Origin of the sequence: Pelagibacterium sp. 26DY04, from assembly GCF_031202305.1 — a bacterium.
Taxonomy (GTDB): domain Bacteria; phylum Pseudomonadota; class Alphaproteobacteria; order Rhizobiales; family Devosiaceae; genus Pelagibacterium.
In genome coordinates this window covers 1,487,000-1,513,886 of record NZ_CP101731.1, presented here as the reverse complement: position 1 = coordinate 1,513,886, position 26,887 = coordinate 1,487,000, and the positions used below count along the sequence as shown (strand labels likewise).

Genomic DNA, 26,887 nt, shown 5'->3' with positions numbered 1-26,887 from the left:
TAACACATAGGCATACCGGAACCAATCACAAGGCTTGCGCCCTGCCCTTTCCGCCTATACTCACCGCGCCATCATGCTCACCATCACCAATCTCCATTACAAGATCGCCGGACGGCCGCTGTTCGAAGGGGCGTCGGTGACGTTGCCGACCGGGTCCAAGACCGGCTTTGTGGGCAAGAACGGGTCGGGCAAGACCACGCTGTTCCAGTTGATCCAGGGTTTTCTCGCTCCCGAGCAGGGATCGATCGAGCTTGCCAAGCGCGCCCGGATCGGGGCCGTGGCGCAGGAAGCTCCGGCGAGCGAGATGAGCGTGCTCGACATGGTGCTCACCGCCGACAAGGAGCGGACGGCGCTGCTTGCCGAGGCCGAGACGGCCGAGGACCCGCACCGGATCGCGGAAATCCATACGCGGCTGGCCGACATCGACGCGCACACCGCCGAGGCACGGGCAAGCGCCATCCTCAAGGGTCTCGGTTTTTCGCTCGAGCGCCAGAGCGGACCGTGCAGCGAACTGTCGGGCGGCTGGCGCATGCGCGTTGCCCTGGCCGGTGTGCTGTTCAGCCAGCCCGACCTGCTGCTGCTCGACGAACCCACCAACTATCTCGACCTCGAAGGCACGCTGTGGCTGGAGCGCTATCTGGCGACCTATCCCTACACCGTCTTCATGATCTCCCACGACCGCGACCTGCTCAACAAGGCGGTCAATTCGATCATCCATCTCGAACGGGGCAAGCTGACCTTCTACAAGGGCAATTACGACACGTTCGAGGAAACGCGCCGCATGCAGATGGAGCTGCAGAACAAGGCGCGGGAAAAGACGCTCGCCCAGATCGAGCACATGCAGAAATTCGTCGACCGCTTCCGCGCCAAGGCCACCAAGGCCAAGCAGGCGCAGAGCCGCTTGAAGGCGATCCAGAAGCTCAGGCCGCCCGAAGCGCTGTTTGACGAATATGCGGCGCCGTTCAGCTTCCAACAGCCGAAAAAGGCGCCGGCGACGCCGATGATCACCTTCGACAACGTTTCGGTGGGTTATGGCGACAAGGTTATCCTCTCACGCATCACCAACCGCATCGATCCCGACGACCGGATCGCGCTAATCGGCCCGAACGGCAACGGCAAATCGACGTTCGCCAAGCTGCTCTCGGGCGAGCTCAAGCCCATGGGCGGCCAGATGCTCAAGGCCAAGACGCTGGAGGTCGCCTATTTCGCGCAGCACCAGCTCGACCACCTCAAGCCCGAGCAGACGCCCTACGAGCATGTCATCGATCTGATGCCCATGGAGAGCGAAGCCAAGCGCCGCGCGCGCGTGGCCCAGATGGGCCTGTCCACCACGCGGATGGACACCAAGGCCAAGAACCTCTCGGGCGGGGAACGGGCACGGCTTCTGATGGGGCTGATTACATTCAACGGCCCGGGAATGCTGGTGCTCGACGAACCGACCAACCACCTGGACATCGACAGCCGGGATGCGCTGGTCCACGCGCTCAACGACTACAAGGGCGCGGTGCTGATCATCTCGCACGACCGGCACCTGATCGAGGCGACATGCGACACGCTTTGGATCGCCGAGAACGGCACCGTCTCGCTCTTTGAAGACGATCTCGACGGCTACCAGCGCAACCTGACCTCCGGCGGTTCCGGCAATGGCAACGGAGCCGGCGCTTCGGCATCCGACCGCAAGCGGGAGCGCCAGGAAGCGGCGGCAAGGCGGGCAGAGCTGGCGCCGCTGCGCAAGGAGATCAAATCGATCGAGCAGAAGCTCGAATGGAAGCGCAAGGACCTCGCCAAGATCGACAAGCAGCTCGACGACCCCGCGCTCTATACCGGCGATCCGGACAAGGCCATAAAGCTGGGCATCGAGAAATCGCGCTTCGAAGACGATATCGCCGCACTGGAAGATAGCTGGCTGGAAAAGAGCGCCGAACTGGAAGCGGCGCAGGCTGATGCGCAATAGTGGACCAGTTATTTACTGCTCCGGCCGCACGATCTAGCCTCTCGAAAAGGTGCAGGCTAAAGTGCTGCCACGCCCATCAGTGCCGGACGAGGGACCAATGGCCAAACGTTTGATCGCTGCCGCAATGGTGCTGCTGGCGAGCGTCGCACCAAGCAGCGCCCAGCAGCCCCGGCTGACCAACGAGCAGCACGAGGCTGCGGTCCAGTTCGTCATGGGCAATGTGCGGCACACCATGCTTCATGAGATCGGCCACCTTCTGGTCGACCAACTCAACCTTCCCGTATTGGGGCGCGAGGAAGATGCCGTCGATACGATGGCAACGGTCATGATGCTCGAAACCGGCACGCAGGCCGATGTCGCAGCCCTGCAGGACACCGTGGACGGCTGGCTCTATTCGGAAGCGACCCGGCCGACGCGCGGCTATGTGAACGCCGATTTTTACGGCGCCCACAGCCTGGATATCCAGCGTTCCTACGCCATCGCCTGCCTTATGGTGGGAAGCGACTACGACAAGCACACCCATTATGCGACGCGCATTTCGCTGCCCATCGATCGGCAGAACAGTTGCGCCGAAGATTATCGCATCGCCGAACAGGGCTGGAACACCGTTCTCGAACCTTATCGCCGGGTGGGCGCGATCGATGCGGCGATCGATATTCAGTATCGCGACAGCCGCGGGGAATATCCGGACGTCGAAGCCCTGCTCCGGCAAGAACGCGTGCTTGAATTCTATGCGGACTGGGTAGCCAAGAACTTCGTTCTGCCCAACCCCGTGCGGATGACTGCCGAGAGTTGCGGCGAGGTCAATGCGTTCTACGACCTCGAAACGCGCGAAGTGATCCTGTGCTACGAATGGGTCGACTTCTTCTACGATCTGTTCGTGACCGAAGTCATGCCGGTGCGTGAGCACTTCGCGCTGGTGCGCAAGCTCAAGCTCGAAAAGCTCGGACGACCGGAATAATCTAACTCACCCCCATATAGCGGCCGGGCTTGTGGTTGAGAATGATCACGAGGCTCATGAACGCCGCCCCGACCAGCGAGAGCGCGACGCGGTCCAGAGGCAGGATGAACAGGGCGGCGACCAGGATCAGGAAATCGATGCCCAACTGCACATAGCCGGCGGGAATATTGTGATTGTCCTGGAGATAGAGCGCCAGGATGTTGACCCCGCCCAGGCTGGCGCGGTGGCGGAACAGGGCCAGAATGCCCATGCCCATCATGGCGCCGCCGGCAATGGCGGCAAAGAGCGGATCGATGCCTCCGATATTGAGCCAGCCGGGCATGAGTGCCGGATAGATCGAAACCAGGCCGACGGCGATGAAGGTCTTGAGCGTAAACCGCCAGCCCATGCGCAGGAACGCCAGGATGTAGAACGGCAGGTTGACCACGAAAAACACGGCGCCGAACGGCAGGCCGGTGGCGTATTGCACCAGAAGCGCCAATCCCGCCGTGCTGCCCGTGGTGATCTGGGCTTCGGAGTAGAACGTGACGCCAAGGCCCACGAACAAGGTGCCGAGCAGGATGGCAAGGATATCCTCGAGCGGAGTGTGGCGGACCTTGGTGTCGAACGGGGCGTCCATCAGGCCTTCTTGCTCCACCGCCCGCCGGCGTCCTGCTGCCAGTAGGTAAGATCGTAGGTTGATCGGAGATTGCGCCAGACGTCTCGCGCTTCGGTCACGGCGTCCGGGTCGTGGCCGTTGAAGATATAGACCAGCCGCTCATAGCCATGGAGCTCGCGCGGGGTGGCGCGATCGACAAAAAAGCGGATCGCCGCGTGGTTCGGGTTTTCGTCGCCTGCCGTCAGGATCACGGGCTGATCGGCGTCATGCTCGTTCCCCCGCGCGATGCCGTGCGGGAGGAAACCGTCGTCGGTATAGGTCCAGAGCGCACTGTCGAGCGCTTCGAGGCGCTCGCCGCTTCCGACTTCCACCACCGCGCGCCAGCCGCGATCGAGCGTTTTTTCGAGCAGCGCGGGCAGCACCGATTCCAGCGGACGGGTTTCGAGGTGGTAGAACAAGAGGTCGGTCATTGCGGTTCCTGCCTACCCTTCATAATTGTCTCGGACGAACCTGTCGAAAAGCGCCACCCCGAAGCCGGTGCCCCAGGAGGAGTTGGTTTCCGAGGACGGAACGCCAAAGCCCGTGCCGGCGATATCCACATGGGCCCAGGGCACGTCGCCGACGAAATGGGAAAGGAACTGGGCGGCGATGGACGCTCCGCCATTGCGGCCACCCTGGTTCTTGATGTCGGCGAACCGGCTTTCGATGAGCTTGTCGTAAGCGTGGCCGATGGGCAGATGCCAGACTTTTTCGCCGGTGGCGAGGCCGGCCTGCTGCAAACCCGCGGCAAGGGAGTCGGTGTTGGTGAAAACCCCGGCATAGTCGTTGCCGAGCGCGACGAGGATAGCGCCAGTGAGGGTTGCGATGTCCACCATGGCCTGGGGCTTGAATCTTTCGCGGCAGTACCAGAGGGCATCGGCAAGGACCAGCCGGCCTTCGGCGTCGGTCGAGATGATCTCGATCGTTTCGCCCGACATCGCGGTGATGATGTCGCCCGGGCGGAAGGCATTGCCGTCGGGCATGTTCTCGGCGAGTGCGAGGATGCCGATCGCGTTGACCTTTGCCTTTCGGCTGGCAAGGGCTTGCATGACGCCGATAATTGCGGCGGCGCCGGCCATGTCGCCCTTCATATTTTCCATCGACGCGGCGCCCTTGATGGAAATGCCGCCGGTGTCGAAAACAATGCCCTTGCCGACAAAGGCCACCGGGTCCTGCTGCTTTTTGCCGCCGTTCCACTGCATGACCACCAGCCGGGGTGGGCGGACCGAGCCCCGGCCGACAGCCAGCAACGCTCCCATGCCGAGCTTTTGCATTTCCTTTTCGGTCAGGACTTCGACGGAAACCCCGATTTCCGAAAGGCCCTGCGCGACTTGCGCCATCTCCTCGGGGCCCAGAAGGTTGGCTGGTTCGTTGACGAGATCGCGGGCGAGAATGGTTCCGGTGGCCACGGCAAGCGCCTGATCCAGCTCTGCCCCGATATCCTTGGGCGCGCCGGCGGCAATGGTGAGCGAGAGCCGGTCATGGACGCGGCCATTGCCGCGCTTGATGTATTTGTCGAAGCGGTATGAGCGGAGCGTGGCGCCGGCGGCGAGAGCGGCGACCTGCCGGGGCGCGATACCGGGCTCGTCCAGAATGACGGCCGCATCGCGAATCCTGGCGCCATCGAGCTTGGCGAAAAGCGATCCACCGCGGTCGGCCCAGGCCGCTTCGGTTTGTGCCTGGCCATCTTCGCCGCGCCCGAGCACGACGAGGCGTTCGCAGTCGAGCCCGGCAGGCGCGGCGATATCGATCATATGCCCCGGCCGGCCGGAAAAACCGGTGGCTTTGGCGATCCTCGCGAAATCGAGCCCTGTCCGCGCCCAGATTGCGCCTCCAACCGGCCCCAATGGCCCGCTTTCATCGGCGTAGAAAACGAGAGCTTGCGCTGTCTGCGGCGGTTGTTCGGAAAGGCTGATGGAAAGGAATTCGGGCATGGAAGAACCTGGGCAAGAGAAGCACCATCCGGCGGATTCGCCGGCAGCACGCCGCTGAGCATTATCGCCCGCCAGCGCCGCGTCAATGCGCGAAGGAGATGTTTGCACGCCGCGTGTTGCTCTCGTGCGCTTTTGCCCGGCGGATGAACAGGCTAGAAGACCAACGCACCGACCGGCAAAGGATTCCATGGACAGGCTGTCGCGTTACCTGCAGAGCCAATTTTTCGCGCAGGCGCTCACCATCTTTGCGGCGGGCGGCGCGCTGATCTGGCTCATGCAGCTTTTGCGCCTGTTCGACCTGGTTTCGGCCCAGGGGCAGAATTTTCTCACGCTCATGGGCCAGAGCGCCCTTACCACGCCCACCTTCGCGCGCTCGATTCTCTATGTCTGCTTCGCCATCGGGCTGGTACGCGGGCTGCGGGCGCTCCAATCGTCGCGGGAACTGCACACCATCCATGCCGCGCAGCGGACCGGATCCTTGTGGCAAGCCATTGTTTCGTTCACGCTTGTCGGCGCGGCTGCCGTGACATTGGTGGCCAATTGGATCGAGCCCAATGCACGGCGGATTTCCGCCGATTGGTCCGCTCAGATCGCCGCCGACATCGTCGGGCGCGCCCTTGTGCCGGGACGGTTCACGGAAGTCGAAGAGGGGCTGGTGTTTTCGATCGCGGCCCGAGAGCGCGACGGCACGCTTGTCGACTTCTTTTTCGATGATACGACAAACGAGACCCGCCGCACCTATTTCGCTGAAACCGCTTCGGTGTTTCAGGACGAGACCGGTTACCAGCTCATCCTCAACAACGGCGCCATTCAATATGAAAGCGCCGGCCAGTCCGGCCTGAGCCAGATCCAGTTTTCACAATACCATATCAGCCTTGCGAGCCTGCTCGATGCGGCGTCGGCGACACAGGGGCTCGACCAGACCGACAGCATCTCGCTGCTCATGGCCGTAGCGGCTGGAGACGAAGGCGAGCGGGCCATGAGGATCGTTCACGCCCGGCTTGCCGATACGCTGCGCGCGCTGGCCATCTGTGCGCTCGCCGCCGCCCTCTGCGCCTATCCCGATGGCGGGCGCGGCCGGCGGCGGATACCCGTCGAGCTCGTCATTTTGCTGATCGCCTTTGCCGAGCAGGCTATCGGCGCCTTTTCGGGCGGCGGCGCCCGGCAGTACATCGCTCCAACGCTCATTCTGGCCGGAGCGCTCGTGCTGCTTTGGGTCCGCAGCCGGCGTGCCTTCATCCTGCCGCGATGGAGGCTGGCGCCATGAACAGGGTCGGTCGCGTCATATGCGTGCGGCTGGCGGCCCGTATCGGGCTGGTGGTCGGGATTTTCTTCGGCATCATTCTGCTGGTCGAATTTCTCGATACCGGGCGCTTCAATCAGACAGCCGAGATCGCCGGCCCGTGGACGTCCACCGGCCTTGCTTTCCTGAGCGCCCTGCGATGGAGCCTTCTCGGCCTGCCGGTCACGGTACTGATCGGCGCGATCGTGGGATTGATCGACCTTCATTCGCACCGCGAGATGGTGATCATCAGCGCATCGGGACGCTCGATCTGGTCGGCGATGCGATGGCCGATCCTGATGATCCTTATTTCCGGCGTTGTGGTCACCACCGTCGTCGACAGCTTTGCGATCCGGGTCTATCAGCAGCTCGACGCTGCCCAGATCGGCTGGGGCCGGGCCTATGGCGTGCAGAATCGCGAGACGTGGTTCAACCAGACCGGCACCGACGGCGATTACATGCTCTACGCGCGCAGCGTGCTGCGCGGGGGGACCGAATTGCGGGACATCACCATCCTGCGCTACCTGCCTGAGGGCGGCACGGGCACACGCATACATGCCCAGAACGCCACGCTGGAGCCGGGCGCCTGGCACATTCGCGATGGGGTGGTTCTCGATGTCGACAGCCCTCCCCGTCCCTTTTCCGAGATGACGCTGGCAACCATCGCCACCCCGTCCGAACTCAGTCTCAAGCTGGGCACGGCCGAGGACATGAGCTGGTTCGACCTGCGCGAGGCGCTTGGGGTCGGAATCGCCGATCCTTTCGCGCTGGCCGCGGCGGAAACGCGATTCCATAAACTCAATGCCATTCCTTTCGTTCTTGTCGGTTCTTTGCTGATTGCGTTTGCCTTTACCGCCGGTTATCGAAGAGCAGGGCATTATGGGTGGACCATCGTCTATGGCATCGTCCTCGGGCTGGTGGTTTTTGTAATCACGGAGATGGCTGACCGGGCTGGCTCGGCAGGCGTTCTCAACCCGATTGCAGCGGCGTGGGGTCCAGCGCTCACCGCCATTGTCATCGGATTGACCGTGATCCTGCGTAGAGAAGACGGGCGCGTTTGATGGTCAAACCACCCAAGGGGAAAAATATCGTGCGGCACGGCGCACTTATCGCATGCGCTCTGGCTGCGGGGCTGGCGTTTGCGCCGGCAGCGTCGGCACAGCAAATCATTCCAGCCGATTTCTTTTCGCAAGTTCCTTCCGGTTCGGGCGGCGACATGGCCGTTGCGGCCGACACCATGGTCTTCAATTCCCGCAATGATACCGTGGTTGCCCAAGGCAATGTCGGCATCAGCTTCGAAGGCTTCCGCGCTACCGCCGACCGGGCAATTTATTATCAAACCACTGGCCGCGTGGAGCTTGTGGGCAATGTCGCCATCGTCGATCCCGATGGGGTCGAGTACGTGGCCGATCGCGTCGATCTCGAAGACGGCTTCCGCGAAGGCTTCCTGCGCGCCCTTACCGTCGCCTTTCCCGATGGCAGTCAGTTCACCGCCGCCGAAACCAATTTCCATGAGGGCGTGGAGCGCGTCTATGTCGACGGGACCTACAGGCCCTGCGGCACCTGCATCGACGAGAACGGCAACCGCATCGGCTGGTCGGTCAAGGCGGCCCGCATCGTCACCGACGAGGCCGAGCGCATTATCCATTTCGAACAGCCCTCGCTGCAGCTTTTGGGCGTCTCGGTGCTCTGGCTGCCGTGGCTGACGATGCCGTCGGACGAAGAGATAGACTTTCCGGTTCTCTCATTCGACGAGGACTACGGGGTGGGCATCTCCCTGCCCTTCTTCCGCTATCGCATCGCCAACGGCACGCTCGCGGTGACGCCAAACATCTACACCAACCAGGGTGGCGGTGTGGAGCTCGACTGGCGGCAGACGGTGGGCGACGTCTCCTACAGGGTGTGGACGGCTGGCGTTTATCAAGGCAATCCCGGCGTCTATGACGGGCTGGCCGATCGAAATTTCCGTGGCGCCATGCAGACCACAGGGCAGTTCACGCCAACCGACGAGTGGACACTGGGCTGGTCGTATACGGCTTTCACCGATCCCGCCTATCTCGACGATTACTACAATCAGTCGCGCACCACGCAGCAGGTCTATGCCACCTATCTGGACAATGACAGCTACGGGGATATCCGCATCCAGCAGTTCGTGCCGTTCGATGATGCTGCTGATTGGGACGCGTACCAAAGGCTCTTGGACCGGCAGGCGCTGACGCATCCCAACGCAGTCTATGAGCGAATCGTCGAATTGGCCGAAGACGCCGGACGGATCGAGCTTTCGGGAAAACTGCTGGGATTGACGCGGCAGGCCGATCATCTTTCAGGCTCGTATAGCGGCAACCGATATGTTCGCGGCTACGAAGGCCAATCCGTCCATGCCATGGTGCAGGCCGCGTGGACCAACCAATATATCGTGCCGGGCGGGCTGGCGGTTTCACCCTATTTGGGGCTTCGCGCGGACGGAGCCAATTACGATGGCGCCAGCGATCTCGATGGCGCACCTGAAGCCCAATCCCTGTTCTCAGCCACGCCCATCGCCGCGCTGGATGTGCGCTACCCTCTCCTGGCCCGGACCACGGGCGCAAGCCATGTGATCGAGCCCATAGCACAGCTCGTCTATCGCGAAGGCCCTGCCGTTCCCGGCATCATCAACAATGACGCGCAGAGCTTCGTGTTCGAAGATTCCAACCTCTTCAGCTTCAACCGCTTCTCGGGCGCCGATCGCCAGGAGACCGGCCTGAGGGCGAACGTGGGCGGCCAGTTCCAGACGAGTTTCGACAATGGAGCGTGGATCGGCGGGCTGGCCGGACAGTCCTTCCACCTGGCCGGGACCAATGCCTTCAACGTCACCGATGGCAGCACGGCCGGGGTGGGCTCGGGCATGAACGCCGACGCATCCTATATCGTAGCCGGCGTGCAGGCGGGCTATGGCGTTCTGCGCGCGGGAGCAAAGGCCCAGATCGACCCTGAGACCGGCGATATCCCTCGCGGCCAGATCTCTGCGGCCGGTGAATTTCATGACATCGGGCTTTCGGCCAACTATGTCTATATCGCCGAAAATCCCGTTCTGGGCACGACCCAGGACCTGCACGAAATTTCCGTGGGCACCCGAATCCCGCTTGCCGATTATTGGACGGCCAATGTTGGCATCGCGTGGGATCTGGCGACCAGCCAGTGGCTCGAGACGACGGCCGGCCTCCGGTACGACGACAACTTCCTTGCCTATGGCATTCAGGCCCGAGCCACCGGGCCGACCCACGACACCGCCGACGACCTTCGCATCGGCGTAAACTTCAGCCTGAGCGGTCCTCAGAACCAGAATGTGCTCGACCTGGGATATTCCTTCACCGAGTTTTAAGGTGGCTCAGGTCCTCGAAAGGGCCGTGCCAAGGTGAGGGAAACGTGATAGGCACGGGACCCAAACCATGCCACCTCTGCCGAATTTGGCCGTATTTGTGCTAGAGGACGAGACCAAAAGCGCTTTAGGGAGCGGAATACCATGAGAGAATGGCTCGTTTTGAGAACCGCCGGCATCTGTCTGGCCGTTGGGTTGGCATTGATGGCGTTCGCCGTTCAGGCCCAGAGCGTAAGGGTCACCGTCAACGGCAGCTCCATCACCGATCAGCAGATCAACGACCGCGCCAACCTGTTGCGCATCGAAGGCCAGGGCTCGAGCAATTCCAACCGCATTCAGCTCGCCACCGAGCAGCTGATCGACGACCAGCTCCGGCTGAACGAAGCCCAGCGCATCGGGGTCACGATTTCCGACGCTCAGGTGGATTCGGCGTTCGCGAACGTTGCGACCAATATGCGTTCGAGCGCTTCCAACCTCACCAACCTTCTGACCCAGAACGGGGTCAACCCCGAAACCCTGCGCGACCGGCTTCGCGCGACACTGGCCTGGCAGCAGGTGGTGCAGCAGGTGCTGCGCTCCCGCGTGCAGATTTCCGAGCTCGAGCTTGAAACCCAAGCCGCCCAGCAAGTGACGCCTGCCCTGAGCTTCGACTATATCCTCAAGGAAGTGCTGTTCGTCATTCCCGAGGGCTCGGGCGTTTCCGCATCGCGCCGCACGGCCGAGGCAAACCAGTACCGCAGCCGCTATTCGGGGTGCGATACCGCAGTCGATCTCGCCATTCAGTTCACCGACGCGGCGGTTCGCGATCTCGGCCGTCGTCATGCCACGCAGTTGCCTGAAGCTGTCGCCAATGAATTGGCCGGGCTGACGGTTGGCCAGATCAGCACCCCCCGCGTCGTGGCGGGTGGCGTTTCCATGCTGGCGATCTGCGAGAAGGCCCAGGCCGAAGACCTCGCCTTCCTCACCGACGATCTGCGCCAGGAAGCCGGCGCCGACGAGCTGCAGGCACAGGCCGAGGAATATCTCGCCCAGCTTCGCTCCCAGGCGACCATCATCCGCCGCTAGGAGGCAGGGCAGTGCCGCCGCTTGCATTGACCATGGGCGAGCCGGCGGGCATTGGCCCCGATTTGATCCTCAGGCTTTATGCCGACCGGCAGTCCCTCGGGCTGCCGGTCTTTGCCGTTTACGGGCATGCCGAGTTCCTCGCCGCCCGAGCCGCTCGATTGGGCCTGGACCTGGACGTGGCGACGGTGGCGCCCGAAGCGGCAGAGGAGACATATGAGCGCGCGCTTCCCGTGATTACCATCGAGGGCGACGTTGCCGATACGCCGGGGGTGCCCGATCCCAACACCGCGCCGGTGGTGGTGAGCGCTATCGCGCAGGCGGTCGAGGCGATCCAGGCGGGCGTTTTCCGAGGGCTGGTGACTGCGCCCATCCACAAGGCCGCGCTCTATGGCGCTGGGTTCGAATATCCCGGCCATACCGAGTTTCTGGCAGCTCTTTGCGCCGAGGATGGCGAAATACCGCTGCCGGTGATGATGCTGGCCCATGACGATCTGCGCGCGGTGCCGCTGACCATTCATATCCCGTTGGCCGATGTGCCAGGCCAGATCACGCCCGAGTTGATAACGGCAACGATCCGCGTGATCGCGCGTGACCTTGCAAGCCGCTTCGGGATTGCCGCGCCGCGGATCGGGGTTGCCGGCCTCAATCCTCACGCCGGGGAAGAGGGACGGATCGGAAGCGAGGAGCTCGATATCATCGTGCCGGCTCTGGCCAAGCTTCGCACCGAGGGCATCGACGTTTTCGGTCCGCTTTCGGCCGATACGCTTTTTTACCCCCCGCACTGGCGCAATTACGATTGTGTCGTGGCCATGTATCACGATCAGGCGCTGATCCCCATAAAGACGATCGCGTTCGATGCCGGGGTGAACGTCACGCTCGGCCTGCCGATTGTGCGCACCTCGCCCGATCACGGCACCGCGTTTTCGCTGGCCGGCACGGGCCGCGCCTCGGCCAATTCGATGCTGGCGGCAATCCGGCTGGCGGACGCCATTTCATGAGCCAGATCGATGACCTGCCTCCGCTGCGCGAGGTGATCGCGGAACATGGGCTGCGCGCGAAAAAGGAGCTGGGCCAGAATTTTCTGCTCGATCTCAACCTCACGGCGCGGATCGCCCGCAGCGCGGGCGAGCTTGCCGATGTCACGGTGATCGAGGTCGGGCCCGGCCCAGGCGGGCTGACGCGGGCATTGCTGGCTGCCGGAGCCAGGCGGGTGATCGCCATCGAACGGGACGAGCGGACGCTGCCGGCGCTGGCGCAGATATCTTCGGCTTATCCGGGACGCCTCGAAGTGGTGTCTGCCGATGCGCTCGAGATCGACTACCGTGCGCTGGCCGATGGCCGAACCAAGATCGTCGCCAACCTGCCCTACAACATCGCCACGCCGCTGCTGACCGGCTGGTTGTCGGCGGAACCGTGGCCGGCGTGGTTCGAGAGCCTTACTCTGATGTTTCAGCGCGAGGTGGCCGAGCGCATCGTGGCGCATCCGGGGGACAAGGCCTATGGGCGGCTCGGGGTTCTCGCAGGCTGGCGAGCGGAGGCACGGATCGCCATGAACCTCGACCGCAACGCGTTCACCCCACCGCCGAAGGTGACCTCGTCGGTGGTGCATCTGACACCGAAGGCCGTGGAAGCCGATGTGCCCGTGCGGGCGCTGGAGGAAGTGACACGCCACGCTTTCGGCCAGCGCCGGAAGATGATCCGGCAGAGTCTTAAGGGGTTGTCGGTGCCGCTCGAGGCCCTCTTCGCGGCGGCGGATCTCCAGGGCGACGAGCGGGCGGAGAATTTGCCTGTCGCTACCTATGTGACGCTGGCTCGGGAAGTGGCGCGGTTGCGCACGCTCTAGGCGAGGGCGTCTATCTGGCCCTTGAGCTCCTGAACGAAACTGTCGAGGGTCGTCTGGCGCGAACGATGCAGGCGGGCGCTGGCGAGAATTGAGCGCACCATCTGGACGGACTGCTCCAGATCCTCATTGACCAGCACGTAGTCGTATTCCGAATAGTGCTCCATCTCGATGCGCGCATTGCGCAAGCGCTTCTCGATGGTGCCGATGCTATCCTGTGCCCTCCGCTCCAGCCGCGCGCGCAGCTCTGCGATCGAGGGCGGCAGGATGAAGACGGTGACCATATCGCCACGGCATTTCTCATAGAGCTGGAGCGTGCCCTGGTAGTCGATGTCGAAGAGGATGTCCTTGCCGGTCGAAAGGCGCTCCTCGACCTTGGAACGGGGCGTGCCGTAGTAGTTGCCGTGCACTTCGGCCCATTCGAGCAGATCGTCATTGTCGCGCATCTTCTCGAAGGTCGGGACATCGATGAAGTGATAGTGCGTTCCGTCGATTTCGTCAGTGCGGCGCGCGCGGGTCGTCACCGAGACCGAAAGGCGGATGTTGGGATCCTGGGCGAACAGGGCTCGCGAGATCGAGGATTTCCCAGCCCCCGACGGCGAAGCGATGACCAGCATGACGCCGCGTCGCGTAAAATCCATCATTGATCGTGTCCCTGCCCTGCCCGGCTTATGACGGCTACGCCGACTATTCGAGGTTTTGAACCTGCTCTCGTAACTGATCGATCGCCGCCTTGAGGTCAAGACCGATGGCGGTCAGGCTCACATCATTGCTCTTGGAGCACAGCGTATTGGCTTCGCGGTTGAATTCCTGGCTCAGGAAATCGAGCTTGCGCCCCACCGGGCCGCCCTTGCGCAACAATTCGCGGGCCGCGGTGACGTGAGCCGTGAAGCGATCGAGTTCTTCGGCTATATCGGCCTTGGTCGCGAGCAGCGCCGCTTCCTGGTGCAGGCGGTCTTCGCTCAGGCTGTTGTCGGCATCGGTCAATGCGGCGATCTGCTCGCGCAGGCGGGCCAGAATGGCTTCGCGCGAGCGGGCCGGATGCGCGCGGGCGGCATCGGCGAGGGTGGAGATTTCCTCGATACGTTGGGCGAGAATGGCCCCGATGCGCTCCCCTTCGGCGCAACGTGCATCGGAGAGCATGCCGACGGCGGCCCGAACGCAATCGAGGATGGCTGCATGCAACCGCGCCTCTTCGTCCGGCCCGAGTTCGGGCTCTTTGGCTTCCATCACGCCCTTGAGCGCCAGGATGGTCTCGATCGAGGGTTTGCGGGCATCAAGCCGCTTGCTCAGCGATTCGATGACCGTAAGGACGCGGTTCAGGGCGCGCTCGTTGACGACCAGTTCGTCCTCGGCGGCGAGGCGTTGGACGTTGAGGAAAACCGAGACGGAGCCCCGCGCCACGCGTTCCGAGATCAGCCGCCGTATGTCGGCCTCAAGCACGTCGAAACCGGGGGTAAGGCGCGAACGGACGTCAAGGCCCCGGCCATTGACCGATTTGATCTCGACGAGAATGAGGTAGTTGTCGCTTTGCGCGCTCGCGCGCCCAAAGCCGGTCATGCTGGCGAGCGGCTCACTCACCGAACTACTGCCCTTCGGTGGGCACGGTTTCGCCCTCTTCGGGCGCAGCCTCATCCTCGGCGGTTTCGTCGCCGGCTTCGGCGGCTTCCTCGGCGGCGATCTCGTCCATGGCCGCCTGCGCTTCCGCCTCGGCCGCAGCTTCAGCAGCGGCCCGCTCGATCTCGCGATAGGCGGCGACGTTCACCTGATGGTCCGAATAGTTTTCCGCGAAGACGTGCCCGTCGGTCGGCACGGCACCGGCAGCGACGAAGTAGAGATAATCATGCTCTTCGGGATTGGCGACAGCGCGCAGTGACTCGATCCCCGGATTGGCGATGGGTCCGGGGGGAAGTCCATCGATCTGATAGGTGTTGTATGGCGTCACCTGCTCGATCTCGGAGCGGCGCAGACCGCGTCCAAGCGAGCCCTGGCCGAGGGTGATGCCGTAAATGATGGTGGGATCGGACTGCAGCCGCATGCCAACATTCAGCCGGTTGACGAAGACGCCGGCCACGCGCGGGCGTTCCTCTGCAAGCCCGGTTTCACGTTCCACGATCGAGGCGAGGGTTACCAGTTCGGCCGGGGTTTCGATCGGCAGGTCCGGGTCACGCCCTTCCCAAATCTCGGCCAACGCTTCGTCCATCGCGGTAGTCATCGAATCGATGATCGATTGGCGCGTATCTCCGCGCTGATAGGAATAGGCTCCTGGAAGCAGGCTACCCTCGGGCGGAAGAACTTCGATATTGCCGGTCAAGTCAGGATCGGCGTTGACGCGCTCGACCACTTGCCATGACGTGAAGCCCTCGGGCACCACAACCTGGTGCTGGATGGGCGTTCCCTCCGTCAACTCGCGGATGATATCGAACATCGAGGAATTGGCCGCGATGTTGAATTCGCCGGCGCGCAGATCGTCGCCGCGGCGCAAGAGGCGCGATCCGTAGTTGAAGACATCGGCGTTGGAGATGAACCCCTGCTCCTCGAGCCGCTGGGCAACCGTGGCCAGAACGTTGCCCGGCTCGACAACGAAGCTGCGGTCCTCGTTGATCGGCCCGTCCGCATTGAACACCGTGGCACCGTAGACGGCAACGCCGGCGACGCCAAGCAGAGCGAGAAGAACCAGGGTGAGCAACCCATTCAGGGCTTCGAAGAACCCGTTCTGGGAACGGCGGCGGTTTTTTTTCTTGCGTTCGGCCATGCGGTCGATTTCCGTCCCGTAGGTCGCGGGCTGAGCTGCCCGTCATCTTGTGGAATTGTCGCGTGAGCGGGGAATCCCTGATGTCACACGGCCATATGGTGCAAGAAATCCGGCAAAAACAAGAGCCAAAAGGGCCGCAGCCAGCCCCTATGCCACCTTGCGGAATATGAGAGACGCGTTCGTGCCGCCAAAGCCGAAGGAGTTGGACAGCGCAACGTTGATTTCCTTTTGCACCGGCTTGTGCGGAGCGAGGTTTATCACCGTCTCGACGGAGGGGTTGTCGAGGTTGATGGTGGGCGGGGCAACGCTGTCACGCATGGCTAGCAGCGAGAAGATCGCCTCCACCGCGCCGGCGGCACCAAGCAGATGACCGACCGCCGATTTGGTCGAGCTCATCACCACGTCCGAGGTCGCATCGCCCAACAGGCGTGTCACCGCGCCCAGCTCGATTTCATCGCCCAAGGGCGTGGATGTGCCATGGGCATTGATGTAGTCGATGTCGGATGGCTGGATGCCGGCGCGCTTGATGGCCGCCGACATGGAGCGGAAACCGCCATTGCCGTCATCGGCGGGAGCGGTGATGTGATGGGCATCACCCGAAAGCCCATAGCCGATCACTTCGCCATAGATCTTGGCGCCACGTGCCTTGGCGTGCTCATATTCCTCGAGCACCACGACACCAGCGCCTTCGCCCATGACGAACCCGTCGCGGTCCTTGTCATAAGGACGAGAGGCTTTTTCCGGGGCGTCGTTGAAGCCGGTGGACAGCGCACGGCAGGCGGCAAATCCGGCCAGGGAGAGGCGATTGACCGGCGATTCGGCCCCGCCGGCAACCATCACGTCGGCATCGCCGAGCATGATAAGCCGTGCGGCATCGCCAATGGCGTGCGCCCCGGTCGAGCAAGCCGTCACCACCGAATGATTGGGGCCCTTGAGCCCGTGTTCGATAGAGACGTAACCGGACGCGAGATTGATCAGACGCCCGGGAATGAAGAAGGGGCTGATGCGGCGCGGGCCTTTTTCGGCCAGCGTGATGGAGGCATCGTAGATGCCGCCGATGCCGCCAATGCCCGAACCGATCAGAACGCCGGTGCGTTCCTGCTGCTCGAGCGTTTCCGCCTTGTAGCCGGCATCCTGGAGCGCCTGGGTCGAGGCAGCCATGGCAAAGACGATGAACGGATCGACCTTGCGCTGTTCCTTGGGTTCCATCCAATCATCGGGATTGAACTTGCCCTCGGCGGTATCGCCCAGCGGAATGCGGCAGGCGATCTGGCAAGCCAGATCGCCGACCTCGAAATCGGTAACGCGTTGCGCGCCGCTCTTGGACGCAAGAATATTGGACCAGACAGTCTCGTGACCGACGCCCAGAGGACTGACGATTCCGAGACCGGTGACGACGACGCGACGCATTTCCATGTGCGAACCGATCGGTGGTTACGCAGTGGCCTTGGAGAGGAAGGCGACGGCGTCACCGAAGGTCTGGATCGACTCAGCGGCGTCGTCGGGGATTTCCACGCCGAATTCTTCTTCGAAGGCCATCACGAGTTCGACCTGATCGAGCGAATCCGCTCCCAGATCATCCATGAAGCTGGCCTTTTCGGTGACCTTGTCGGCTTCGACGTTCAGGTGCTCCACGACGATCTTACGGACGCGATCTTCGATGTCGCTCATAGTGTCTTCCTTTTTGCAGACTTAAAGAGTTCGTTGTTTAACGCTCTGCCCCTGGGCAGGATGGAATTGCCTATTGGCTCCCTTATTGCGCAGCGGCGGGAATTTCCGGGGCTTTCAATCGCCTTCGTTTCAAGCTCCCGGCCACAACGTGCCGGCGCAACTATCACACTTTCTCGAGGATGACCATATCGTCAACGCAATCGGACGCAAGCCCTTTCGGCGGTCAGATCATCACCATGCCGCCGTTGACATTGAGGGTGTGGCCGGTGATGTACGCAGCCCCTTCGCTGGCAAGGAATACAGCGCATGCCGCAACTTCCTCTGCGGTCCCGAGACGACCGGTCGGCACCTTGGCGAGAATGGTTTCCTGCTGCTTGTCGTTGAGCTCGTCGGTCATTGCCGAGGCGATAAAGCCCGGAGCGATGGTATTGACGGTAACGCCCCGGCTCGCAACCTCATAGGCAAGCGCCTTCGACATGCCGGCCAGCCCCGCCTTGGAGGCGGCATAGTTGCCCTGCCCCGGATTGCCAACGACGCCCACGACCGAGGTGATCGAGATGATGCGGCCGAAACGGCGCTTCATCATGCCCTTGACGGCGGCGCGGGTGAGGCGGAACGGCGCGGTCAGATTGATCGAGAGAACATCGTCCCACTCCTCGTCCTTCATGCGCATGAAGAGATTGTCGCGGGTCATGCCGGCATTGTTGACGAGGATATCGATACCGCCCATCGCCTCCTCGGCCTGGGGCACCAGGCGTTCGACCGAATCGGGGTCGGCGAGGTTGCACGGCAGGATGTGATTCTTGCCGATGATGTCCTTGGCCACATCCTCGAGCGCGCCCACGCGCGTGCCGCTCAACGCAACTTCAGCACCCTGAGTGGCGAGCGCCTTGGCAATGGCCGATCCGATGCCGCCGCTTGCGCCGGTTACCAGTGCGCGTTTTCCCGAAAGATCGAACATCGTCCGCTCTCCTTTGATCGTGCTCAGCCGCGCGCGGCGAGAAAGGCTTCGATATCGTCGGCCGTTCCGACGGACTGTGCCGAGACATCCTTGTCGATGCGCTTGGCCAGCCCCGTCAGTACCTTACCGGTCCCGAGTTCGTAAAGCTCGGTAACGCCACCAGCGCCGGTGAGCCAGGAAACCGACTCCGTCCAGCGCACCATGCCGGTCACCTGTTCCACCAGACGCCGACGGATTTCGTCCGAGTCGGTGATGGGTGCGGCCAGCACGTTGGAAACGAGAGGAACAACCGGGGCTTTCATCTCGACCTCGGCCAGCGCGGTCTGCATGGCTTCAGCGGCCGGCGCCATGAGCGCGCAGTGAAACGGCGCGCTGACCGGCAGCGGCAGCGCTCGTTTGGCGCCTCGCTCCTTGGCCAGTTCCATGGCGCGTTCGATCGCTGCAACCTCGCCGGAAATCACCACCTGGCCGGGCGAATTGTCATTGGCGACATCGCAAACCGCACCCTGGGCCGCAGTCGCGGCAATTTCCTTGACCGCATCCATCTCAAGCCCGAGAATCGCAGCCATCGCCCCCTGCCCGACGGGCACGGCCTGCTGCATGGCGCGCCCGCGAATCTGGAGCAGCCGCGCCGTATCCGCCAAAGAGAAGGTGCCGGCGGCGCAGAGTGCGGAATATTCGCCCAGGGAGTGACCGGCGACGTAGCTGGCCTCTTCGGCAACGGAAACGCCCCTGGCTTCGAGCACCCGGATCACGGCGATCGAGGCAGCCATCAAGGCCGGCTGGGCATTTTCCGTGAGACGCAGCGCGTCGTCGGGACCTTCGAACATGATCTTCGAAAGCCCTGCGCCCAGCGCGCTGTCGACCTCCTCGAAGACAGCGCGCGCCTCGGGAAAAGCGGCGGCAAGGTCCCGGCCCATACCGACGGCCTGACTGCCCTGCCCGGGAAAGGTAAATGCCGGTTTGGTCATGGTTCCTCTCGCGCATGTTGGTTTGAATTGGCCGGCGAGGTGCCCGCAAAACCGGGCCAAGTCAAGGCGAGCAGCGTACGGGTGGCGTTATTTCTGTGCGAAGCGTCCTCAGCGTCCTTCATCGTTGCCTCGAGGTGCCGGCGTCCGAGGCCCAGGATAAACCTTGCAATCGAAGCCATTCCGCTATAGAGACGCGCTGCATTCGTTTGGCCGGGGGCTGAACGGAGGGTTGTTCCTTGCGCCTGTTCGCCAAGAACAATGGATCGGTAGATGGATGATCCGGCCTCCCGTGTTCCCGCTCTTTAGTAGAACCTTTGTCGCCTTTCCATTGGCTGCAAAGAGGCTCCGCGCCGGCGATGCTATCTGAAGCAAGTTCTCAAGAAAGGCACTTTATGCCCCTTTACGAACACATCTTTCTGTCGCGGCAGGACGTCTCCGCGCAGCAGGTCGAAGACCTGACCAAGACCTATACCGACCTGCTCGCCGAAAACGGCGGCAGGGTTGCCAACAGCGAGTACTGGGGCGTCAAGTCGCTCTCTTACCGCATCAACAAGAACCGCAAGGCGCACTACACGCTTATGAACATCGAAGCTCCGGCTGCCGCCGTTGCCGAGATGGAGCGCCAGATGCGCATCAACGAAGACGTGCTCCGCTTCATGACCATCCGCGTGGACAAGCATGAAGAAGGTCCGTCGGTGATGATGCAGAAGCGTGACCGCGACGACCGCCCCGGTGGCGACCGTCCCCGTGGCCCGCGTCGTTTCTAAGGAGTGATAAGATATGGCTATTCGTGACCTTACCACTTCGCAGGCCCGCCGCCCCTTTCAGCGCCGCCGCAAGACCTGTCCGTTCTCGGGCGCCAATGCACCGGTCATCGACTACAAGGATGTCCGCCTGCTGCAGCGCTATGTTTCCGAGCGCGGCAAGATCGTTCCTTCGCGCATCACCGCCGTTTCGGCCAAGAAGCAGCGCGAGCTCGCCCGCGCCATCAAGCGCGCCCGCTTCCTGGGCCTTCTGCCCTACGCGGTGAAATAACCCCTCGGGGTCGTTGGAGGCCGGGAATGGTCCCGGCTTTCTAACCGCTCGCCATGAGCGGGACAGCATTGGAGAAATGAAATGAAAGTCATCCTTCTCGAGCGCGTGGGCCGTCTGGGCACCATCGGCGACGAAGTCACCGTTAAAGACGGGTTCGCCCGCAACTTCCTGCTGCCGCAGGGCAAGGCGCTTCGCGCCTCGGACGCCAACCGCTCCAAGTTCGAAGCCGAGCGCCAGGTGATCGAAGCCCGCAACGCCGAGCGCCGTTCGGACGCGGAAAAGATCGCTTCCGACCTCGACGGCAAGACCATCGTCATGGTGCGTCAGGCTGGTGAAACCGGCCAGCTCTACGGCTCGGTCTCGGCCCGCGACATCGCGGACGCGCTCGTCGCCGACGGCGAAAAGGTCGAACGCAACCAGGTGGACCTGGGCGCGCCGATCAAGACCGTGGGTCTGCACTCGGTTGCACTCAACCTGCACGCCGAAGTTGCCGTGAGCATCACCGTCAATGTGGCTCGCTCGGCCGACGAAGCCGAGCGCCAGGCCAATGGCGAGGATCTGGCCCGCAAGGACTATAACGACGAGGAAGAAGAATTCGTCTCTCTCGCCGATATGGACGACGAGGAATACGAAGCTTCCCAGCAGGGCGAAGCTGCCGAATCCGCTACCGAAGAAGAGCGCCAGGCCGACGCGTAAGCGTTTTCCCTGGGCAGAATCAGAAGGGCCGGGCCTTTGGGCTCGGCCCTTTCTCTTTGTCGAGACAGGGCAAAGTTTTCCCCGCAATTAGCCACCATGTATTTCGGGGCTGTGAATGAGAGGCGGGAGGGGACGGAAATGCAAAAACACCGTTGCACCGTGTCTCATGTGGGGTAAGAAGGACCCCTACCCCAGTTCACGAGATCGTCATGGAAGCTGTGAGGCGGCTGACGCCTGTCCCCTCCGATTCCGAGCCCCAGTACAAAACGGCCCCGCACAACATCGAGGCGGAGCAGGCCCTGCTGGGCGCGATTCTGGTCAACAACGAAGCGTTCTATCGCGTCTCGGACTTTCTCGAGCCGATCCACTTTTACGAGCCGATCCACCGCGAGATTTATGAGGTCTGCGGCAAGATCATCCGCGCCGGCAAGACCGCGACGCCGGTTACGGCCAAAACCTACCTGCCGGACGACCTCCTCGAGGGCGTCACCATGGCGCAATACCTGGCGCGCCTGGCGGCAGAGGCGACGACGGTGCTCAACGCCAGCGACTACGGGCAGGCGATCTACGACCTCGCCATCCGGCGCAACATCATCCTCATCTCCGAGGAAATGAACGACCGCGCCTATAGTGCCGATGTCGACACCTCGGCGCAAAAGCAGATCGAAGAAGCTGAAAAGTCACTGTTCGATCTGGCCGAAAAAGGCCGCTACGACGGCGGTTTCCAGGGCTTCAACCAGGCGCTTGCCGAAGCGATCAACATGGCGGGCGAGGCTTACAGCCGCGATGGCTCGCTTTCCGGCACCGCAACGGGGCTGACCGATCTCGACCGCCTCATGGGCGGGCTGCAGCGCTCGGACTTGATCATCCTCGCCGCCCGTCCCGCCATGGGCAAGACATCGCTGGCCACCAATATCGCATTTTCGGTCGCCAAGGCCTATAAGGCGGAACCCATGCCGGACGGCCACATGAAGACCGTCAATGGCGGCGTGGTCGGCTTTTTCTCGCTCGAAATGAGCGCCGAGCAGCTCGCTACGCGTGTTCTTGCCGAACAAGCCGAGATCTCCTCTTCCGACATCCGGCGCGGCAATATCCACGAGAGCCAGTACACCAAACTGGTCGATACATCGAACATCATGGCGCAAGTGCCTCTCTATATCGATGACACGGGCGGCATTTCCATCGCCCAGCTCGCAGCCCGCGCCCGGCGATTGAAGCGCCAGAAGGGACTGGACCTGCTGATCGTCGACTACCTCCAGCTTCTTTCCGGCTCCAAAAAGGCAGGTGAAAACCGCGTACAAGAGCTGACGGAAATCACCACCGGCCTCAAGGCGCTGGCCAAGGAACTCGAGGTTCCCATCATCGCGCTTTCCCAGCTCTCCCGTCAGGTGGAAAACCGTGAAGACAAACGTCCGCAACTCGCCGACCTTCGCGAATCAGGCTCGATCGAGCAGGACGCCGACGTGGTGCTGTTCGTCTATCGTGACGAATACTATCTGGGCAACAAGGAGCCCAAGCAGGGCACGCAGGAACATCTCGAATGGCAGGCCGAGATGGAAAAGGTGCATGGCAAGGCCGAAGTGATCATCGCCAAGCAGCGCCACGGCCCCACGGGCACCGTGCAGCTCCAGTTCCAGGCCAACCTCACCCGCTTCTCGGATCTGGCACGCGAGGACTATCTTCCGACCCGCATGGAATAGGAAGTCCCCACGCCTTGCCGCGAGACATAAATCCGCGCTAGCTCAAGGACGCGAAGGGGAATCGGCGGACGGATATGACCAGCTCAACGACAATCCTCGGTGGCGGGATTACCATCGACCTCGAAGCGATCGTTCGCAACTGGAAGGCGCTCGATACGGTATCGGGCAAGTCGCTGACCGGCGCGGTCCTCAAAGCTGACGCCTATGGCACCGGCGCGAAGGTGGTCGGCCGCGCGCTCTACAAGGCAGGCGCCCGGTTCTTCTTCGTTGCGACACCGGACGAAGGGGTAATGCTGCGCCAGGCGGTGCCGGATGCCTTCATCTTCGTGCTCGACGGGCTCGTTCCCCGCGCGGCGGCGGACTATGCCGCTCATGGCCTGATGCCGGTGCTTGCCTCGATGAGCCAATTGACCGAATGGCTCGATTTCTGCCTCAATCGCGGCAAGGCCGTCCCGGCCGCGCTGCATTTCGATACGGGCTTCAATCGCGTCGGCTTCCGCATCAAGGAAGCCGAATTGGTCAAGCGCGAGCTGGACCAGTCCGGTTTCGAGCCGCAAATGATCATGAGCCACTTCGCCTGCGCCGATCAGCCCAGCCATGAGATGACCCGCAAGCAGAACGGGCTATTTCAGGGCCTATTGAACACCTTCCCCGACATTCCCGCTTCGATCGCCAACTCGGCGGCGGTGATGACATCCAAGGATTACCATTATCATCTCGTGCGCCCCGGTATCGCCATGTATGGCGGACGGGCCATCAACGGACGCCCCAACCCCATGGCGCCGGTGATCTCGATGCATGTCCCTATTCTGCAGATCAAAGAGGCACGGATCGGGGAAACCGTTGGCTATGGCGCGGCGTACCGGCTACGCCGGGATACGCGGATCGCCATCATGGCCCTTGGTTATGCGGATGGATATTTCCGCTCGCTGTCGGGGATCGGCGGGCAGATCGGTGGCCGCGTGGCCGTCAACGGCACGATCGTGCCGGTGCTCGGGCGCGTTTCGATGGACATGACGGCGATCGACATCACCGACGTCGAGGGGCTGGTGCAGCCGGGCGATTCAGTGGAGATTCTGGGGCCCAACATCAGCATCGACGATATAGCCGACGCTGCCCGCACCATCGGATACGAAGTTCTCACCACGCTCAACGGCCGCTTCCCACGTTCCTACGTCAATGCCCCGGACGGCGTTGATCTCGACTAATTTGTTCCTTGTTTGTTCTTTACGTCGCAGCCGAGTTGAGCTAGCTTTGCGGCGAACGATCCGGAGGCGAGCTGGTCATGGGCGTATATGTCGTGTTGCTGCGGGCCATCGGACCGGCAACGCACAAGGTGATGTCCATGGCCGATTGGCGCGGCGCGAGCGAGGATGCAGGCTTCCTGGAACCTGAAACGTACGTCGCCACGGGAAACATGATCGTAGAGGCTGGCGGTACGTTGCATGAGGTGACCGCACGTATGGATGCCGTGGTGAAGCGCTGCGGGCTCGGCGATGGCAACAAGGTGTTCGTGCGCAAACCGGCGACCTTGCGGAGACTGGTCAAATCCAATCCCTTTCCCGACGCGGCGACCGAGCGTCCCGGGCAGGTCGGCATCTATTTCATGGCGCGCGCACGTCCCGATTTCGGTTGGGTCAAAGACTATGATGGTTCCGAACCAATCCACATCGAGGGCAATCACCTGATCGTCGACCATGGCGATACCGAAGGTCAATCGCAGCGATTGCCGGGGATTATCGAGAAGCGGTCCGGCCCGGCCACTGCGCGCAATTGGAACACGCTGCAGAATCTGGCGCGGCGCGCTACTGAACGAGAACGCAAAAGCAGGGAATAAAGCGGCTTGGCCAAGCTCAAATCCACCTACGTCTGCCAGTCCTGCGGCAATGTCACGCCGCGCTGGGCCGGACGCTGCGAAGCATGCGGGGAATGGAACTCGATTGTCGAGGAAATCGCATCCTCGGGCGTGGGCGCTGGTCCAAAAGCCGCGGTGTCATCGGGCCGCCCCGTAGAACTGGTTCCGCTTTCTGGCGAGAGCGAAGACGCCATCCGCATCGTTACCAGGAACAGTGAACTCGATCGCGTGCTGGGCGGCGGCTTCGTCATGGGATCGGCCATTCTCGTGGGCGGGGATCCGGGAATCGGCAAATCCACCCTGTTGCTGCAGGCGGCGGCAGCCCTGGCGCGGCAGGGCAAGCGGGTGATCTACATCTCGGGCGAAGAAGCCATCGCCCAGGTCCGCTTGCGTGCGACGAGGCTAGGTGTCGCCGATGCGCCGGTGGAACTGGCCAGCGAAACCCATGTCGAAACGATCCTCGCCACCATCGAAAAAGGCAAGGCGCCCGATCTGGTCATCATCGACTCCATCCAGACCTGCTGGACCGAGCGCATCGACAGCGCGCCAGGAACGGTGACGCAGGTGCGCACCAGCGCCCAGGCGCTGACACGCTTTGCCAAGAAATCGGGCTCGGCCGTGGTGCTGGTGGGGCACGTCACCAAGGACGGGCAGATCGCCGGGCCGCGCGTGGTCGAGCACATGGTCGATGCAGTGCTTTATTTCGAGGGCGATACGTCGCTGACCTACCGCATCCTGCGCGGGGTCAAGAACCGCTATGGCGCCACCGACGAAATCGGCGTGTTCGAGATGGTCGGTTCGGGGCTGCGGGAGGTGCCCAACCCCTCTGCCCTGTTCCTCGACCAGCGCGATTCCGGCGCTGCCGGCTCGGCGGTGTTCGCCGGCGTGGAAGGCACGCGGCCGGTACTGGTGGAAATCCAGGCCCTTGTCGCCCCCTCCCCGCTCGGCACGCCGCGCCGGGCCGTCGTAGGATGGGATTCCTCGCGGCTCTCGATGGTGCTCGCCGTGCTCGAAACCCGCTGCGGAGTGCGGATTGGTGCCAACGACATCTATCTCAACGTCGCTGGCGGCCTCAAAGTCAACGAACCGGCTGCCGATCTGGCCGTAGCCGCCGCGCTTATCTCCTCGCTCACCAACTCTCCGCTTCCCGCTGACGCCGTCTATTTTGGCGAGGTGAGCCTTTCGGGCAGCGTAAGGCCGGTGGTGCACGCCAATCTGCGGGTGCGAGAAGCCGCCAAGCTGGGGTTCGGATCGGTCCATACCGCAAAGCTCAATGCGGCTGACCGCACCGATGGCGTCGCGCTCAACGAGTTCTCAGCCCTCGCCGAACTGGTGGGTCGGATCGCCGCCGGCGGCACGGCGCAACCTGTGGGTGAAACGGCCTAATCCCAAGCAATCGCTTGGCTTTGACACATTTAGCGGCTAAACGAGCCTTAGAGCTTGATCACTCCGATGGAATCGGAGTGAGCGCTCTAAGTCATTGATCGGTCGTGCGACCGAACCGGAAAAGTCTGCAACTTTTCCTGATCGCACTCTAAAAGGGCTTGCTGGAGAACCATTCTCATGCTGACCGCTTTCGACATCGCCGTCGGAATCCTCGTTCTGATTTCCGCACTACTGGCGACGGCGCGCGGATTGACCCGCGAAGTGCTTTCCCTGGTCACATGGGCCGGCGCAGCAGCCTTCGCCGCCTATATGTTCTTCTATCAGCCACAGATCGCGCAGGAATTCGTTGCCGATCCGCTATGGGCCAATATCGCAACGGTGGTGGTCAGCTTCATCGTGGCGTTGATCGTGCTGCATCTCCTCACCATGAAAATCGGCGACTTCATCACCGACAGCAAACTCGGGCCGCTCGACCGGACCCTGGGCTTCGTCTTCGGCGCGTTGCGCGGCATTCTGATCGCCGTAGTGGTCGTGATCTTCGCCGACTGGCTGATCGGTCCCAACCCGCCCAATTTGCAGTGGTATGGCGAAGCCCAATCGTTGCCGACCTTGCGCTCGCTGGGCGAGGGCCTTATCTCGCTGTTGCCGGAAAATCTCGAGGAACAGGTCAATGACCTGCTCCAGGGCGGCGGCCCGATCGAAGATCCGGTCATCGACGAAGAGAGTACCGAACTGCAACCGGCACCCGAGCAGGCGACGCCCGCACCGCCTTCGACGATCAACGGAGTGTGATATCGCCGCACGCGGCCTGCGGTCGTGTTGACTT

Annotated in this window: 26 protein-coding genes; 16 read left to right on the top strand and 10 right to left on the bottom strand. The window is 62.6% G+C overall.

Features of this window, described 5'->3' with window-relative positions:
* Nucleotides 1–73 precede the first annotated feature (73 nt).
* The gene (locus NO932_RS07310) at nucleotides 74–1,954 is read left to right on the top strand and encodes an ABC-F family ATP-binding cassette domain-containing protein (RefSeq protein WP_309210997.1); all 1,881 of its coding nucleotides are present in this window, start codon (nucleotides 74–76) and stop codon (nucleotides 1,952–1,954) included.
* Between the two features lie 97 nt (nucleotides 1,955–2,051).
* Nucleotides 2,052–2,915, top strand: a complete 864-nt coding sequence (locus NO932_RS07305) for a DUF4344 domain-containing metallopeptidase (RefSeq protein ID WP_309210485.1) — start codon at nucleotides 2,052–2,054, stop codon at nucleotides 2,913–2,915.
* A 1-nt stretch (nucleotide 2,916) separates the two neighbouring features.
* Here NO932_RS07305 and NO932_RS07300 read toward each other — a convergent pair whose 3' ends face one another.
* The 3 genes from NO932_RS07300 to NO932_RS07290 are packed head-to-tail and all read right to left on the bottom strand — an operon-like array spanning nucleotide 2,917 to nucleotide 5,486.
* Nucleotides 2,917–3,534, bottom strand: coding sequence for a YitT family protein (locus NO932_RS07300; RefSeq protein WP_309161742.1), 618 nt, complete (start codon nucleotides 3,532–3,534; stop codon nucleotides 2,917–2,919).
* Entirely contained in the window at nucleotides 3,534–3,983 is a 450-nt protein-coding gene (locus tag NO932_RS07295) for a DNA polymerase III subunit chi (RefSeq protein WP_309210484.1), read from the bottom strand. Before NO932_RS07295 ends, NO932_RS07300 begins: the two co-directional genes overlap by 1 nt.
* A 12-nt stretch (nucleotides 3,984–3,995) precedes the next feature.
* Nucleotides 3,996–5,486: a leucyl aminopeptidase gene (locus tag NO932_RS07290; protein ID WP_309210483.1), complete on the bottom strand. Its 1,491-nt coding sequence runs from the start codon at nucleotides 5,484–5,486 to the stop codon at nucleotides 3,996–3,998.
* 187 nt (nucleotides 5,487–5,673) lie between these two features.
* Between NO932_RS07290 and NO932_RS07285 the strand changes: the two genes are divergently transcribed.
* The 6 genes from NO932_RS07285 (at nucleotide 5,674) to rsmA (ending at nucleotide 13,034) form a co-directional block, all read left to right on the top strand.
* Entirely contained in the window at nucleotides 5,674–6,753 is a 1,080-nt protein-coding gene (locus NO932_RS07285; RefSeq protein WP_309210482.1) for an LptF/LptG family permease, read from the top strand.
* Nucleotides 6,750–7,829 (top strand): LptF/LptG family permease, encoded by a 1,080-nt coding sequence (locus NO932_RS07280; RefSeq protein WP_309210481.1) that lies wholly within the window; start codon nucleotides 6,750–6,752, stop codon nucleotides 7,827–7,829. Before NO932_RS07285 ends, NO932_RS07280 begins: the two co-directional genes overlap by 4 nt.
* The gene (locus tag NO932_RS07275; RefSeq protein WP_309210480.1) at nucleotides 7,829–10,129 is read left to right on the top strand and encodes an LPS assembly protein LptD; all 2,301 of its coding nucleotides are present in this window, start codon (nucleotides 7,829–7,831) and stop codon (nucleotides 10,127–10,129) included. The genes NO932_RS07280 and NO932_RS07275 overlap by 1 nt, the downstream gene beginning before the upstream one ends.
* A gap of 141 nt (nucleotides 10,130–10,270) precedes the next feature.
* The gene (locus tag NO932_RS07270; RefSeq protein ID WP_309161749.1) at nucleotides 10,271–11,191 is read left to right on the top strand and encodes a SurA N-terminal domain-containing protein; all 921 of its coding nucleotides are present in this window, start codon (nucleotides 10,271–10,273) and stop codon (nucleotides 11,189–11,191) included.
* Nucleotides 11,192–11,202: 11 nt separating this feature from the next.
* Nucleotides 11,203–12,189, top strand: a complete 987-nt coding sequence (gene pdxA, locus NO932_RS07265; RefSeq protein WP_309210479.1) for a 4-hydroxythreonine-4-phosphate dehydrogenase PdxA — start codon at nucleotides 11,203–11,205, stop codon at nucleotides 12,187–12,189.
* Nucleotides 12,186–13,034 (top strand): 16S rRNA (adenine(1518)-N(6)/adenine(1519)-N(6))-dimethyltransferase RsmA, encoded by an 849-nt coding sequence (gene rsmA, locus NO932_RS07260; RefSeq protein WP_309210478.1) that lies wholly within the window; start codon nucleotides 12,186–12,188, stop codon nucleotides 13,032–13,034. Before pdxA ends, rsmA begins: the two co-directional genes overlap by 4 nt.
* Here rsmA and gmk read toward each other — a convergent pair.
* The 7 genes from gmk to fabD all read right to left on the bottom strand — a co-directional run bounded on the left by gmk (nucleotide 13,031) and on the right by fabD (nucleotide 19,389).
* Nucleotides 13,031–13,675 carry a guanylate kinase gene (gene gmk, locus NO932_RS07255; protein WP_309161753.1) on the bottom strand — a complete coding sequence of 215 codons (645 nt, stop codon included), beginning with the start codon at nucleotides 13,673–13,675 and terminating at the stop codon, nucleotides 13,031–13,033. The two genes, rsmA and gmk, sit on opposite strands and share 4 nt — an antisense overlap.
* Nucleotides 13,676–13,718: 43 nt before the next feature.
* Entirely contained in the window at nucleotides 13,719–14,612 is an 894-nt protein-coding gene (locus NO932_RS07250; RefSeq protein ID WP_309210475.1) for a YicC/YloC family endoribonuclease, read from the bottom strand.
* 4 nt (nucleotides 14,613–14,616) lie between these two features.
* A complete protein-coding gene (gene mltG / locus NO932_RS07245; RefSeq protein ID WP_309161755.1) occupies nucleotides 14,617–15,786 on the bottom strand; it encodes an endolytic transglycosylase MltG in 1,170 nt (389 codons plus the stop codon).
* Between the two features lie 147 nt (nucleotides 15,787–15,933).
* Entirely contained in the window at nucleotides 15,934–17,196 is a 1,263-nt protein-coding gene (gene fabF / locus NO932_RS07240; protein ID WP_309210996.1) for a beta-ketoacyl-ACP synthase II, read from the bottom strand.
* A 24-nt stretch (nucleotides 17,197–17,220) separates the two neighbouring features.
* Nucleotides 17,221–17,457, bottom strand: coding sequence for an acyl carrier protein (locus tag NO932_RS07235; protein WP_309161756.1), 237 nt, complete (start codon nucleotides 17,455–17,457; stop codon nucleotides 17,221–17,223).
* Nucleotides 17,458–17,680: 223 nt separating this feature from the next.
* The gene (fabG, locus tag NO932_RS07230) at nucleotides 17,681–18,418 is read right to left on the bottom strand and encodes a 3-oxoacyl-[acyl-carrier-protein] reductase (RefSeq protein WP_309210473.1); all 738 of its coding nucleotides are present in this window, start codon (nucleotides 18,416–18,418) and stop codon (nucleotides 17,681–17,683) included.
* A 23-nt stretch (nucleotides 18,419–18,441) separates the two neighbouring features.
* Nucleotides 18,442–19,389, bottom strand: coding sequence for an ACP S-malonyltransferase (gene fabD, locus NO932_RS07225; RefSeq protein WP_309210471.1), 948 nt, complete (start codon nucleotides 19,387–19,389; stop codon nucleotides 18,442–18,444).
* A gap of 392 nt (nucleotides 19,390–19,781) precedes the next feature.
* On the opposite strand from fabD, the gene rpsF reads away from it, so the two are divergent.
* From rpsF to NO932_RS07185, 8 genes are all read left to right on the top strand, one after another.
* Complete coding sequence (rpsF, locus tag NO932_RS07220) at nucleotides 19,782–20,156, top strand: 30S ribosomal protein S6 (protein WP_309210470.1); 375 nt, start codon at nucleotides 19,782–19,784, stop codon at nucleotides 20,154–20,156.
* Between the two features lie 13 nt (nucleotides 20,157–20,169).
* Nucleotides 20,170–20,424 (top strand): 30S ribosomal protein S18, encoded by a 255-nt coding sequence (gene rpsR, locus NO932_RS07215; protein ID WP_375142857.1) that lies wholly within the window; start codon nucleotides 20,170–20,172, stop codon nucleotides 20,422–20,424.
* Between the two features lie 81 nt (nucleotides 20,425–20,505).
* Nucleotides 20,506–21,120: a 50S ribosomal protein L9 gene (gene rplI / locus NO932_RS07210; protein WP_309210469.1), complete on the top strand. Its 615-nt coding sequence runs from the start codon at nucleotides 20,506–20,508 to the stop codon at nucleotides 21,118–21,120.
* A 209-nt stretch (nucleotides 21,121–21,329) separates the two neighbouring features.
* Entirely contained in the window at nucleotides 21,330–22,820 is a 1,491-nt protein-coding gene (locus tag NO932_RS07205; RefSeq protein WP_309210467.1) for a replicative DNA helicase, read from the top strand.
* A gap of 74 nt (nucleotides 22,821–22,894) precedes the next feature.
* The gene (alr, locus tag NO932_RS07200; RefSeq protein WP_309210466.1) at nucleotides 22,895–24,028 is read left to right on the top strand and encodes an alanine racemase; all 1,134 of its coding nucleotides are present in this window, start codon (nucleotides 22,895–22,897) and stop codon (nucleotides 24,026–24,028) included.
* A gap of 137 nt (nucleotides 24,029–24,165) precedes the next feature.
* A complete protein-coding gene (locus NO932_RS07195; RefSeq protein WP_309210465.1) occupies nucleotides 24,166–24,657 on the top strand; it encodes a DUF1697 domain-containing protein in 492 nt (163 codons plus the stop codon).
* 6 nt (nucleotides 24,658–24,663) lie between these two features.
* Nucleotides 24,664–26,061 carry a DNA repair protein RadA gene (radA, locus tag NO932_RS07190; RefSeq protein WP_309210463.1) on the top strand — a complete coding sequence of 466 codons (1,398 nt, stop codon included), beginning with the start codon at nucleotides 24,664–24,666 and terminating at the stop codon, nucleotides 26,059–26,061.
* Nucleotides 26,062–26,238: 177 nt separating this feature from the next.
* Nucleotides 26,239–26,853 (top strand): CvpA family protein, encoded by a 615-nt coding sequence (locus NO932_RS07185; protein ID WP_309210462.1) that lies wholly within the window; start codon nucleotides 26,239–26,241, stop codon nucleotides 26,851–26,853.
* The last annotated feature ends 34 nt before the right edge of the window (nucleotides 26,854–26,887 follow it).